Raw genomic sequence first — 12,009 nt, 5'->3', positions numbered from 1 at the left:
CGGGCGCAACTGGCAGCTTCCGTAGCGCCGACACACCGCGTCTCCACGGTCCCGGGCATGACAGGGGCCGGATCTCACCGACCCGTCCCGGTCATCAGCGAGAACACGCCGCGAGCGTCGTCACTCCTTGGGGGCTCCGGCGAGGATCTTGGCGGTCGACGAGACGCCGAGACGGGTTGCCCCGGCCTCGACCATCGCGCAGGCCGTCTCGTAATCGCGGATGCCACCCGAAGCTTTGACCCCCAGGCGACCACCGACGGTGGCGGCCATGAGCTTAACGGCTTCGACACTCGCACCGCCCTTCGGGTGGAATCCCGTCGAGGTCTTGACGAAGTCGGCTCCGGCCCCCTCGGCGGCCTTGCACGCGCGAACGATCTCGTCATCGGTCAGCACGGCCGACTCGATGATGACCTTGAGGATCTTCGGATCCGGAACAGCCTGCTTGACGGCAGCGATGTCAGCGGTGACGTCCTCCCAACGTCCCTCCTTCACCATGCCGAGGTTGATGACCATGTCGACCTCGTCGGCGCCGGCGGCAATGACGTCATGGGCTTCGGCCGCCTTCACCGCGCTGGTGTGTTTGCCCGACGGGAACCCACACACCGCAGCCAGCTTCACGTCACCCATGTCGAGGTCCAGCGGCAGCATCGACGGCGACACGCACACCGACCAGGTACCGTACTCCTTGGCCTCGCCGACCAGCTTGGCGACGTCGTCGTGAGTGGCCTCCGGGGTCAGCAGGGTGTGATCGATCATGCCGGCCAGCTTGGTGGCAGACAGCGGGGCAGGGGACATGCCAACTCCTTCTCTGGAACAAGTGCATCCACCCTACCCGGACGCCTCGTCCTCAGGCGACCAATGGCAGGGTCAGGGTGACCGTCGTCCCCTTGTTCGTCGAATCCACCTTGGCGGTGCCCTGATGAGCAGCCATGACGGCTGCGACGATGGACATGCCCAATCCTGTTGATCCCTCCTTCGACGCAGTGCGGGACGCGTCTGCCCGGGAGAATCGCTCAAAGATCAGGGGACGCACCGATTCCGGAATACCCGGTCCGTTGTCGGCGATGGCGACAACGGCCTGCCCGTCGCGGGCAGTGACGGTGGTGTGCACCGTCACTCCTGCGGGTGTGTGCTTTCGGGCGTTCGACAGCACATTGACGACGACCTGCATGAGTCGGTCGGCATCAGCCATCACCGTGATTTCCTCGTTGGGTACGTCGAGGGTCCAGATGTGGTCCGACCCGGCTGCCTGGGCATCGGAGACCGCGTTGAGAACGACCTCGACCAGGTCGATGGGGGCCAGCTCAAGTTTCTGGTCATTGTCCAGACGAGCCAGCAGCAGCATGTCCTCGACGAGGGCACTCATCCTCGTCGCCTCGGACTCGATGCGATCCATCGCGAACTGGCTCTCGGGGCACATTTCGCCGCGCCGTCGTCTCGTCAGTTCGGCATAGCCACGGATGGATGCCAACGGATTGCGCAACTCGTGCGAGGCGTCGGCGACGAACTGACGCACCTTGACCTCGGACTGCTGACGAGACTCCAACGCGCCCTCGACATTGTTGAGCATGTGGTTGAGGGCATGACCCACCTGCCCCACCTCGCTGCGAGGATCAGTCAGTGCTGGATCGACTCGGATCGGCAGGTCGACCTCGCCGCTGCCGAGGTCCATCTCGGAGACCACCGTCGCCGTCGAGGCCAATTGGTTGAGGGGGCGCAGGGACTTGGTGACGACGGCTCGCGTCGCGAAGAATCCCACGGCCAATGCCAGGAGAGTGATGGTGACCTCGAGGGCCAACAACCTCTCGATGGCGTTGAGAAGTCGTGTCCGCGGCAGGGCGACGACGTAGGTGACATTGTCACGTGTCTCCGCCAGTGCGCGGTATTCGGTGCCATTGTTCCCGTTGAGGTCGTGGGGACGGCTGTCCTGACGCACGCCGAGCAGTTCACCGGCATCGGCGTTGCAGTACTTGGTGAGGACGGCACCTTCCGTCACGGTCGTCATGAGGCAGACGCCATCGGCCTTGACGGCGAAGATTGTGCCCGCCTGGATTCCCAGCACGTCACCGGCTGTCGGGCCAGGCAATCCGATGGGGTTCGCCTCCTCGCGGTGGGCCGCCGCCATCACCTGCTCGTCAAGGCCATCCGTGAGGATCCGATGTGTTCCCCAGATCGTCACCCCTCCCAGCACGACGGCCAACGCACTAATGATGGCGAGCACTCGGACGACGAGCTGACGCCCTAGCGTGTGCCGACCCATGGGATGATCCAGCCAGGTGTCGTGGATTGTCGACCTGACCTCCGGTGTCTCGTCGCAGCATGGATCCGGCGCATGGCTGTCTGTGGGTGAGCTGGGAGAGGTCACCTGGCCATTGTCACGCAGCAGGCCGGAGAACGTAACCCGCACCACGCATGGTGTGGATCATGGGATCGCGTCCCTTGTCGATCTTCTTGCGCAGGTAGGAGATGTACAGCTCGACGACGTTGGCCTGTCCACCGAAGTCGTAGTTCCACACCCGATCGAGGATCTGGGCCTTGGAGAGCACCCGTTTGGGATTACGCATGAGGTAACGCAGCAGCTCGAACTCAGTTGCCGTCAGGTGGATCTCCTCACCGGCACGGCGCACCTCGTGGGAGTCCTCGTCGAGGGTGAGGTCGCCGACGATCAGGGTGGAGTCGGACTTGGGCTCGGTTGCACCCGAGCGGCGCAGCAGAGCGCGCAACCGAGCGATGACCTCTTCCAGGGAGAAGGGCTTGGTGACGTAGTCGTCGCCGCCAGCGGTGAGCCCGGCAATGCGGTCGCCGACGGCGTCCTTGGCGGTGAGGAAGATGACCGGGACGTTGGGCTGATCCATGTGAATACGGCGCATGACCTCGAGGCCGTCGAAGTCGGGGAGCATCATGTCGAGGACGATGACGTCGGGGCGCGTGGCCTTCGCCTCGCGGACGGCGTGAACGCCGGAATCAGCGGTGGTGACGTCCCATCCCTCGTAACGCATGGCCATGGAGAGCAGCTCGGTGAGGCTGGGCTCGTCGTCGACAGCCAGAACACGGATGGGAGACCCGTCAGCTCGAGTAAGCCTGGGAGGTTGCGGTGGGATTGCCATGAATTAAGGGTTCCACGAAGGAAGTCCGTATCGGGTGTGTTGTGGCTGTGCTGTTCCTGTGAGCCGTATCGGAGACGAATGTGTGAAGCCTGGGGTGCGAGCATGTGTGTGATGGAGGGCGGGGTGAACTCTTCGTTAACATGAATGCGCGTTGACGCCCTGGTGTGGTTTCAAGGTTCCTGGTGGGATGCATGTACACAGAAAGCACACTTTGTCGTGGGCGCGCAGTGACGGTGAAATTGTTCACCTTGTCGTTGCTTGTGGGGATCCTGCCGCGCGAACGTGGGCTCACTGGGCGTAACGTATCGGGCGGCTGGAACTGCTCCCGGGTTCTGGTCGGTCGTCCGCCCCGCTCCGGTGAGGAGTGGGGGATCCCAGCTCGCCGTCCGGGGGCGCTACGGCCCGCACGAAGGATCTTGCATGAGTTCGACTCTGTTAATCGTGGTTATCGTCGTCGTGACGGCGCTGGCATTCGACTTCACCAACGGCTTCCATGACTCGGCCAACGCGATGGCGACGTCGGTGGCAACCGGAGCACTCAAGCCCAAGGTGGCCGTCATCATTGCGGCCGTCCTCAACGTCATTGGTGCCTGCCTGTCGACCGAGGTCGCCAAGACGATCTCCGGTGGCATCGTCAATGACCAACTCGTCACAGCCCCGATGGTCTTCGCCGGTCTGATCGGCGCGATCATCTGGAACCTCGCGACCTGGCTGTTCGGTCTGCCGTCCAGCTCCTCCCATGCTCTCTTCGGTGGCCTCATCGGTGCCGTCCTCGTCGAGGCTGGCATGAGCGGCATCCATGCCGGCAAGATCATGAGCAAGATCATCCTGCCGGCCCTGGTGGCACCGTTCGTCGCCGGAATTGCAGCTCTGCTGGCGACCTGGTTGGCGTATCGCATCACGGACCACACCGCCCATCACTCCTCGCGAATGTTCCTCAATGGTCAGCGGGTGTCGGCGTCGATGGTCGCCCTGGCTCATGGCACCTCCGATGGCCAGAAGACGATGGGCGTCATCACCTTGGTCCTCATCGCCGCTGGCTACCAGGCCTCGGGTACCGGTCCGGCATGGTGGGTCATCCTGGCCGCCGGCTGTGCCATTGGTCTTGGTACCTACTCCGGTGGCTGGCGCATCATGCGCACCATGGGCAAGGGTCTGTGTGACATCGAGTCCCCGCAGGGGTTCGCAGCCGAGACGGCGTCCACGGCCGCCATCCTGGCCTCCTCTCACCTGGGCTTCGCCCTGTCGACCACTCACGTCTGCTCCGGCTCGATCCTCGGCTCGGGAATCGGCCGCCGCACCGAGGTGCGCTGGGCCACCGCCGGGAAGATGGTCATCGCCTGGTTGGTCACCCTGCCGGCTGCCGCTCTCGTCGGTGCTATCACCTCGGCCATCGCCGATGCCAGCGCCTGGGGTGTCGTCATCGACCTCGTCCTGCTGGCCGTGATGGCCGCCGTCATCGTCCGTCAGGCCAACCATCACAAGGTTGACCACAACAACGTCAACGACTCCACTCAGGTCGGCGTCCGTAAGGGCTCGGCCATCGCCGGAGGGACTGCAGCATGAACATTGACTGGGCTTCACTCGGACTGGTGTCCATCGTCACGGTTGCGACCACCGTCCTCATCGTCTCCGTCGTCTCGGGCGGCGCACTGATGCTCGATCGTGCTCATGCGCGCACCGAGGCTGGAGGCGACGGGGCTGCTGGGCTCGTTGCTCTTGGGTGGACGGCCATCGTCATCGCAGGGCTCATCGTCCTGTATGGTCTCTATCTGCTCATTCCGTACTTCCACTGATCACTGGTCCGCGCTGACGAGTGCGGAGAAGGATGCCGGACGGTTTGCCGTCCGGTGTTTTTCATGTCTGGAGCGTTGTCGCCGGGAGCTGCTCGGGTTCGTTGTGGGGTGCCTTGGGGTGGTCGGCGCATTGTTCACGGGGCGGGAATAGATCTGCTCTGTCATGGGTTGAGTCTGGTGAACTCAATCTCATTCGAAAATGAGCTGACGTCAACTTGAGTGACAACGACTCAGGGTCTAGGGTTGAGTCGAAGTCGCTCAAGGGGATGCTTTCCCAGAACATTCGTCCATCAGGAGGAAATCAACCATGGCCCGTTCAGTCGGTATCGACCTCGGAACCACCAACTCGTGCGTCGCCGTCCTCGAGGGTGGCGAGCCCGCCGTCATCCCGAACGCCGAGGGTGCTCGTACCACCCCGTCGGTGGTCGCCTTCACCAATTCGGGTGAGACCCTCGTCGGCGAGGTCGCCAAGCGTCAGGCCGTCACCAACGTTGATCGCACCGTCCGTTCCGTCAAGCGCCATATGGGCGAGTCCTGGACGATGGGCGTCGACGACAAGACCTACAAGCCGCAGCAGATCAGCGCCTTCATCCTGCAGAAGTTGAAGAGGGATGCCGAGGCCTACCTCGGTGAGCCGGTTACCAACGCTGTCATCACCGTCCCGGCCTACTTCTCCGACGCCCAGCGGCAGGCCACCAAGGAGGCTGGCGAGATCGCCGGTCTGACCGTTGACCGCATCGTCAACGAGCCCACCGCTGCTGCCCTGGCCTACGGCCTCGACAAGGCCGACAAGGAGCAGACCGTCCTGGTCTTCGACCTCGGCGGCGGCACCTTCGACGTCTCCCTGCTCGACATCTCCGACGGTGTCTTCGAGGTGAAGGCCACCAACGGTGACAACCACCTCGGTGGTGACGACTGGGACCAGCGCATCGTTGACTGGCTGGTCACCCAGTTCAAGAACGCCAACGGCATCGACCTAGGCGCCGACAAGATGGCCAAGCAGCGTCTGCAGGAGGCTGCCGAGCGCGCCAAGATCGAGCTGTCGCAGGCCTCCGAGACCCACATCAACCTGCCGTACATCACCGCTGGTGCCGCTGGCCCGCTCCACCTCGACGAGAAGCTGACCCGAGCCGAGTTCCAGCGCCTGACCTCCGATCTCCTCGAGCGTTGCCGCACCCCGTTCAACGCCGTCATGAAGGATGCCGGCCTCAACGTCTCGCAGATTGACGAGGTCATCCTCGTTGGTGGTTCGACTCGTATGCCCGCCGTCTCCGAGCTCGTCAAGGAGCTCGCTGGCAAGGAGCCGCACAAGGGCGTCAACCCTGATGAGGTCGTGGCTCTCGGTGCCTCCCTGCAAGCCGGTGTGCTCAAGGGCGAGGTCAAGGACGTACTGCTTCTCGACGTCACCCCACTGAGCCTCGGTATCGAGACCAAGGGTGGTGTCATGACGAAGATCATCGAGCGCAACACCACCATCCCGACCAAGCGTTCCGAGGTGTTCACCACCGCCGAGGACAACCAGCCGTCGGTAATGATCCAGGTTTTCCAGGGTGAGCGCGAGTTCGTCCGCGACAACAAGCCGCTGGGCAACTTCGAGCTGACCGGTCTGATGCCCGCCCCGCGCGGCATCCCGCAGATCGAGGTGTCCTTCGACATCGACGCCAACGGCATCGTCCACGTTCACGCCAAGGACATGGCCACCGGCAAGGAGCAGTCCATGACTGTCACCGGCGGCTCCGCCCTGGGCAAGGACGAGATTGATCGGATGGTCAAGGAGGCCGAGGCCAACGCCGACGCCGACAAGAAGCGTCGCGAGGCTGTCGAGATGCGCAACGAGGCCGACGCCCTGGCCTTCCGCACCGAGAAGTTGCTCGACGAGAACGGTGACAAGATCCCTGAGGACACCAAGACCCCGGTGACCGAGGCCATCGCCAAGTTGAAGGAGACCCTCAAGGGCACCGACAACGACGACGAGGTCAAGGCCGCCATGGACGACCTGAATCAGAAGGCGTCGGCCATGGGCCAGGCGATTTACGCCGCTGCCCAGCAGGCCCAGGCCCAGAACTCGCAGGGTGAGGGCGCCGAGTCGGCCACCTCTGAGTCCGGCGACGACACCGTCGTGGACGCGGAGATCGTGGACGACGAGGACGACAAGAAGTGACCGGGGCCACGGCCTGACCCCAAACCCCGCATCGACCGCCGGGTCGCCAATCATGACGGCCCGGCGGTCGGCACCCACGTGGAGGAAGACAGATGACTGACAAGAACGTCAATCCCGATGACAACCAGGCCGACGACAACCAGGCTGGCGAGAACGTCGAGGAGCGTTTCGCCGACATCGTCGATGGCGTCGACATCGACGCCGACCAGCCGGCCGCTGACTCGCAGGCTCCTGAGGAGATGTCCCGGGAGGCCCAGCTCGAGGCCCTGCTGGCCGAACGCACCGAGGATCTGCAGCGTCTGCAGGCCGAGTACGTGAACTACAAGAGGCGCGTAGACCGTGACCGCGCACTGTCGCGACAGTCCGGCGTCGACAAGGTCATCACCGACCTCATGCCGGTCCTGGACTCGATCGCCATGGCTCGCCAGCACGGGGAGGTCGAGGGCGGCTTCAAGCTCGTCGTCGACGAGCTCGAGAAGGTGGCCAACACCCATGGTTTGAGCAGCTTCGGTGAGGTGGGTGACGCCTTCGACCCGAATCTCCACGAGGCTCTCATGCAGATGCCGATGGAGGGGGTCACCGTCACCTCCGTCAGCCAGGTGATGCAGCCCGGCTACAAGCTCGGTGATCGTGTCCTGCGTCCGGCGCGCGTGGCGGTCTCCGATCCGGACCCGAATTCCAAGCCCGGGGAGTCGAAGGATGAGGGGTCGGGGGAGCAGGCCCCCGAGGCTGACGGCGACTGAGACGACACACATCGAAGAAGGCGGCCATGATCGCAGACCGGAAGAACCCGCGATGATCAGGGAGGGAGGAACCAGATGAGTACCAAGGACTGGGCCGAGAAGGACTACTACAAGGTCCTCGGTGTCTCCAAGGACGCGAAGCCCGAGGAGATCAAGAAGGCGTTCCGCAAGATCGCCCGGGACAACCATCCCGACTCCCACCCCGGTGACAAGGCTGCCGAGGCTCGTTTCAAGGAGGCCTCCGAGGCCAACGACGTGCTGTCCAATGCCAAGAAGCGTAAGGAATACGACCAGGCTCGCAGCCTCTTCGGAACGGCCGGCCGATTCGGGTTCCCGCGTGGTGGCGCTCAACCGAACGTCAACGTCGAGGACTTCATTCGTACCGCCTCCAACGGCGACGGATTCGGAGACCTCTTCGGAAATCTCTTCGGGGCCACCGGTGGACGCCGCACCACGACCAGGGCGGCTCGTCGTGGTGCCGACGTCGAGGGGGAGACGACGATTTCCTTCGACGACGCCGTGTCCGGGACGACCGTCACCATGGACATGGTCTCCCAGGCCCCCTGCCAGGCGTGCCGGGGAACTGGTGCCAGGGCCGGAACCGTGCCGAGAGTGTGCTCGACCTGTCAGGGATCGGGTATGCACGCGACCTCGGCGGGTGGCGTCTTCGAGATGACTGAGCCCTGCCCGGATTGCCAAGGGCGAGGAATGGTTGTCGAGGATCCTTGCCAGGTGTGCCACGGATCGGGTCGCGCCAAGTCCACCAAGTCCATGCAGATCCGGATTCCTGCCGGCGTGGAGGACGGCCAGCGCATCCGCATCAAGGGCAAGGGTTCCCCGGGCGAGAACGGCGGCAGGGCCGGCGACCTGTACGTCAAGGTGACGGTGCGTCCGCACAAGGTCTTCGGACGTGACGGCAACAACCTCACCGTCGACGTGCCGGTGACCTTCCCGGAGGCTGCTCTCGGCGCCGAGGTCGAGGTGCCGACCCTGGCCGGAAGTACCGTTCGTCTGCGGATTCCCGCAGGGACGCCCAGCGGCCGGACCTTCCGGGTGCGTGGTCGTGGCGTGCCGCGCTCGGACGGCAACAAGGGAGACCTGCTCGCCACGGTCGAGATCGTCGTCCCCGAGAAGCTTGACGACGACGCGCGACATGCCTTGGAGGGGTTCCGTGACGCCGTCCGGCAACCCAACCCGCGGCCATGGGAGGTGAGGTGAGATGGCACGGAGCAGCAGGAAGCTGTCCGACGCCGTCGATCTGGCGGTGATCGACAAGGACGCCGCCATCTTCCCCATCTCGGTGGCCGCCGAGTTGGCCGGGATGCACCCGCAGACCCTGCGCACCTATGACCGGCTCGGGCTGGTCATCCCGGAGCGGACCCGTGGACGGGGTCGTCGGTACTCCATGCGTGATGTCGCCGCCCTGCGGATGGTTCAGCACCTGTCCCAGGAAGAGGGGATCAACCTCAACGGGATCAGGCGCATCCTCGAGATGGAGCGTCGTATCGAACAGTTGTCCGACCAGGTCGATCAGCTCACCGACACCGTGCGTGGAATGCAGGCTGCCAGGTTTCAGGGTAGTGAGGACGCGCGGGTGTTTACCGCCGAGTCCACCGGTCGGGTCCACATGGGTAGGACGGTCGTCCACGCCCAATTGGCATTGCCTGCGCACTGAGGCTGAGAGCCCTTGAGATGGTTGCGATCTCGCGCGGGCAGTCCATTCTGACCGCTGTGAATCCGCTGACAGCAGACCGAAATACCGCTGTGAGGGGGCAGACAACCCGTCATCGACGAGGCATGATGAGATCGTGAAGGGAATTCTCAGGATTCTCAGTGTCGTGATTGTCGCGGCCGTCGTGGTCGGGATCACCCTCGGATTGCGGCCTGTCAACCACGCAAATGGGTGGTCCTTTGACCGGCATCGTAAGCCGAGCGTGGCCACCTCATCAGCCCCGGCGTCCTTTGTTACGGGGCGGTCCGCTCCCGGACTGACGGGGCATGGCGGAACCCTCGGCACTGTCGGTCTTGGCGACTCCGTTCCGCAGGGAAGTGCGTGCCGCCAGTGCGTCACCTTCATCGAGCGGGTCGGCACAGACATGGCCCACCGAGCGAGCGTGCGAGCCTCCGTGGGTAACGAGTCGGTGTCGGGATACAAGACTACTGACGTCCTCACCCAGCTCGAGTCGCCTGGCACGAGGACCTTGCTCAAGAATGCTGATCTTGCCATCGTGACGATCGGGGCCAACGATTTTGACGTCGACAAGATCGTCGCCAGATGTGCCCACGCCGATGCGTCATGCGTCGAGGGTGACGTCGATGCGGTGACCGGACGGGTGCGCACCATCCTGGAACGCATCAAGGCCGGGATGGCGACGCCCGATGCCACCGTCGTCGTCACCGGGTACTGGAATGTCGGGATGGACGGCAAGGTAGGGCGTGAACAGGGCAAGGACTACGCCCATGTCACCAACACGATCACCAAGGTGTTCAACTCCCAGGTCGAGGACATCGCTGATGAGGCCGGGGTCGTCTATGTCGATGTGCGCACTCCGTTCAAGGGCGCCGACGGCACGCGGGACGACACCGAACTTCTCGCCGAGGACGGTGACCATCCGTCGCAGAAGGGTCACGCCGTGCTGGCCAAGGCTGTGGAGGCCGAGCTGCCCTGACGGCGGTGTTCCGTGTCGTCGTGGTGTGCGTCGGGACGAACCTGCGGCCGAGGTTGCCGATCAATACCGGGTTCGTCCATGCCGAGGTGGCACTGAAGGGCCTTGCCCCCCAGATCGCCAAGACCGAGCATGCAGAGGGGGAAGGGGCATCCCTTGCCGTCATCTCCTGTCAGTGTGAGACAACCCACATCTCACCCCGATCTTTGGGTGCTGGATCGTCCTATTCGTATTACCCTGAATAACAAGTAGCGTCGGCACCGAGGTCGACGCGCTGACAAGGGATCAAAGATGACAGAAACCATGCTTGCCGAACGTTTCCACGCTGCGGATCGGTCCATCACCCTCGAGGACATCCCGATCCCGCACCTGGGGGCCCTGCGGTATTTGCCACTCCGACCTGAGCCTCATCAGCGGCGCCTTCCCGGCCAGTCGTCCCGTTGTGACCCAGGGCCATGAGGCCTCCGGCACCATCGTCGAGCTCGGCGCCGGCGTCACCGGGTGGAAGGAGGGTGACCGCGTCATCCCGTCCGCTGGTCGTCCCTGCCTCAAGTGCCGCAAGTGTCGTCGTGGTGCCTTCACAGACTGCCTGAGCCTGAACCTGATGGCCTTCGCCTACGATGGCGCATGGGCCGAGTACCACGTCGCCCAGGCCTCCGGAATGACGAAGATCCCGGACAACGTCCCGATGGACCAGGCCGCCCTTCTCGCTGATGCCGTCTCCACCCCCTACGCCGCTGTCGTCCGTACTGGCAAGGTGCACATGGGCAACGCCGTCGCCGTCTGGGGAGTCGGTGGTGTCGGGACCCACCTCGTCCAGCTCGCCAAGCTGGCCGGTGGCGTCCCGTCATCGCCATTGACCTCAACGACGCAGTCCTCGAGCGCGCCAAGCGACTCGGTGCCGATCACACCCTGCGCAGCGACGACCCTGAGCTCATGCAGAAGATCGAGGACATCACCAACGGCCGCATGATCGACGTCGCCTTCGACGCCGTCGGCATCAAGCCCACCCTGCGCGCTTGCGTCGACTCCCTCGACGTCGACGGCAAGGCGGTCTCCGTCGGTCTCTCCTCCCAGGACATCGACGCCGGCCCGTTCCTGGACTTCAACCTGCACCGCAAACAGGTTCTCGGCCACCTTGGTTACAAGTCCCAGGACATCGCCATGCTGGCCGAGATGCTGTCGTACCACCGCCTCGACCTCTCGGAGTCGATCTCCAAGGTCATTCCGCTGTCGGAGGTCAAGAGCGGCATTGAGGAGCTGGAGTCCCATCAGGGCAACCCGATCCGTATCCTCGTCAAGCCCTGACGCCGTCCAGTCCTGAGGCAAGGTCCTCGGACACAACTCAACGCACACGTTCAGCGCACAGGCTCGACACACACTGGGTGCCGTCGCGATTCGTCGCGGCGGCACTCGTACGTATGAGACCACGGACGTTGCCGTGTGAGCCTGCAACGCCACGGGCGTGATCGTCTCTGTCCGAGCGGGGTCCTACAATCCAAGGATTGAACCCCGGACCTCCCGGGACTGCTGCGA

General features: G+C 64.1%; 10 protein-coding genes and 1 pseudogene. 8 read left to right on the top strand and 3 right to left on the bottom strand.

Features of this window, described 5'->3' with window-relative positions; genetic code table 11:
- Nucleotides 1–120: 120 nt before the first annotated feature.
- The 3 genes from deoC to HMPREF9153_RS03215 all read right to left on the bottom strand — a co-directional run bounded on the left by deoC (nucleotide 121) and on the right by HMPREF9153_RS03215 (nucleotide 3,107).
- Nucleotides 121–795 carry a deoxyribose-phosphate aldolase gene (deoC, locus tag HMPREF9153_RS03225; protein ID WP_004809318.1) on the bottom strand — a complete coding sequence of 225 codons (675 nt, stop codon included), beginning with the start codon at nucleotides 793–795 and terminating at the stop codon, nucleotides 121–123.
- A gap of 52 nt (nucleotides 796–847) precedes the next feature.
- Nucleotides 848–2,260 (bottom strand): sensor histidine kinase, encoded by a 1,413-nt coding sequence (locus HMPREF9153_RS03220; RefSeq protein WP_004809317.1) that lies wholly within the window; start codon nucleotides 2,258–2,260, stop codon nucleotides 848–850.
- A gap of 115 nt (nucleotides 2,261–2,375) precedes the next feature.
- Nucleotides 2,376–3,107, bottom strand: coding sequence for a response regulator transcription factor (locus HMPREF9153_RS03215; protein WP_004809315.1), 732 nt, complete (start codon nucleotides 3,105–3,107; stop codon nucleotides 2,376–2,378).
- Between the two features lie 420 nt (nucleotides 3,108–3,527).
- On the opposite strand from HMPREF9153_RS03215, the gene HMPREF9153_RS03210 reads away from it, so the two are divergent.
- The 8 genes and pseudogenes from HMPREF9153_RS03210 (at nucleotide 3,528) to HMPREF9153_RS03170 (ending at nucleotide 11,781) form a co-directional block, all read left to right on the top strand.
- Nucleotides 3,528–4,673, top strand: coding sequence for an inorganic phosphate transporter (locus HMPREF9153_RS03210; protein WP_004809313.1), 1,146 nt, complete (start codon nucleotides 3,528–3,530; stop codon nucleotides 4,671–4,673).
- Complete coding sequence (locus tag HMPREF9153_RS03205) at nucleotides 4,670–4,903, top strand: hypothetical protein (protein WP_004809312.1); 234 nt, start codon at nucleotides 4,670–4,672, stop codon at nucleotides 4,901–4,903. The genes HMPREF9153_RS03210 and HMPREF9153_RS03205 overlap by 4 nt, the downstream gene beginning before the upstream one ends.
- A 307-nt stretch (nucleotides 4,904–5,210) precedes the next feature.
- Entirely contained in the window at nucleotides 5,211–7,064 is a 1,854-nt protein-coding gene (dnaK, locus tag HMPREF9153_RS03200; RefSeq protein WP_004809310.1) for a molecular chaperone DnaK, read from the top strand.
- 92 nt (nucleotides 7,065–7,156) lie between these two features.
- Nucleotides 7,157–7,807, top strand: a complete 651-nt coding sequence (gene grpE, locus HMPREF9153_RS03195; RefSeq protein WP_004809308.1) for a nucleotide exchange factor GrpE — start codon at nucleotides 7,157–7,159, stop codon at nucleotides 7,805–7,807.
- A 75-nt stretch (nucleotides 7,808–7,882) separates the two neighbouring features.
- Nucleotides 7,883–9,025 carry a molecular chaperone DnaJ gene (dnaJ, locus tag HMPREF9153_RS03190; protein ID WP_004809305.1) on the top strand — a complete coding sequence of 381 codons (1,143 nt, stop codon included), beginning with the start codon at nucleotides 7,883–7,885 and terminating at the stop codon, nucleotides 9,023–9,025.
- A 1-nt stretch (nucleotide 9,026) separates the two neighbouring features.
- Nucleotides 9,027–9,482, top strand: a complete 456-nt coding sequence (locus HMPREF9153_RS03185; protein ID WP_004809304.1) for a heat shock protein transcriptional repressor HspR — start codon at nucleotides 9,027–9,029, stop codon at nucleotides 9,480–9,482.
- 133 nt (nucleotides 9,483–9,615) lie between these two features.
- Nucleotides 9,616–10,476 (top strand): SGNH/GDSL hydrolase family protein, encoded by an 861-nt coding sequence (locus HMPREF9153_RS03180; RefSeq protein WP_004809303.1) that lies wholly within the window; start codon nucleotides 9,616–9,618, stop codon nucleotides 10,474–10,476.
- Between the two features lie 288 nt (nucleotides 10,477–10,764).
- A pseudogene (locus HMPREF9153_RS03170) lies at nucleotides 10,765–11,781 on the top strand (zinc-binding dehydrogenase).
- The last annotated feature ends 228 nt before the right edge of the window (nucleotides 11,782–12,009 follow it).

Source organism: Cutibacterium avidum ATCC 25577 (genome assembly GCF_000227295.1).
GTDB lineage: Bacteria > Actinomycetota > Actinomycetes > Propionibacteriales > Propionibacteriaceae > Cutibacterium > Cutibacterium avidum.
Note: the sequence above shows the minus strand (reverse complement) of the source record. Positions and strands in the feature narration are given on the sequence as shown.

Bases quoted from the DNA above. Each gene is read 5' to 3' on its own strand.
- deoC (WP_004809318.1), bottom strand. From the start codon at position 795: ATGTCCCCTGCCCCGCTGTCTGCCACCAAGCTGGCCGGCATGATCGAT.
- HMPREF9153_RS03220 (WP_004809317.1), bottom strand. From the start codon at position 2,260: ATGGGTCGGCACACGCTAGGGCGTCAGCTCGTCGTCCGAGTGCTCGCC.
- HMPREF9153_RS03215 (WP_004809315.1), bottom strand. From the start codon at position 3,107: ATGGCAATCCCACCGCAACCTCCCAGGCTTACTCGAGCTGACGGGTCT.
- HMPREF9153_RS03210 (WP_004809313.1), top strand. From the start codon at position 3,528: ATGAGTTCGACTCTGTTAATCGTGGTTATCGTCGTCGTGACGGCGCTG.
- HMPREF9153_RS03205 (WP_004809312.1), top strand. From the start codon at position 4,670: ATGAACATTGACTGGGCTTCACTCGGACTGGTGTCCATCGTCACGGTT.
- dnaK (WP_004809310.1), top strand. From the start codon at position 5,211: ATGGCCCGTTCAGTCGGTATCGACCTCGGAACCACCAACTCGTGCGTC.
- grpE (WP_004809308.1), top strand. From the start codon at position 7,157: ATGACTGACAAGAACGTCAATCCCGATGACAACCAGGCCGACGACAAC.
- dnaJ (WP_004809305.1), top strand. From the start codon at position 7,883: ATGAGTACCAAGGACTGGGCCGAGAAGGACTACTACAAGGTCCTCGGT.
- HMPREF9153_RS03185 (WP_004809304.1), top strand. From the start codon at position 9,027: ATGGCACGGAGCAGCAGGAAGCTGTCCGACGCCGTCGATCTGGCGGTG.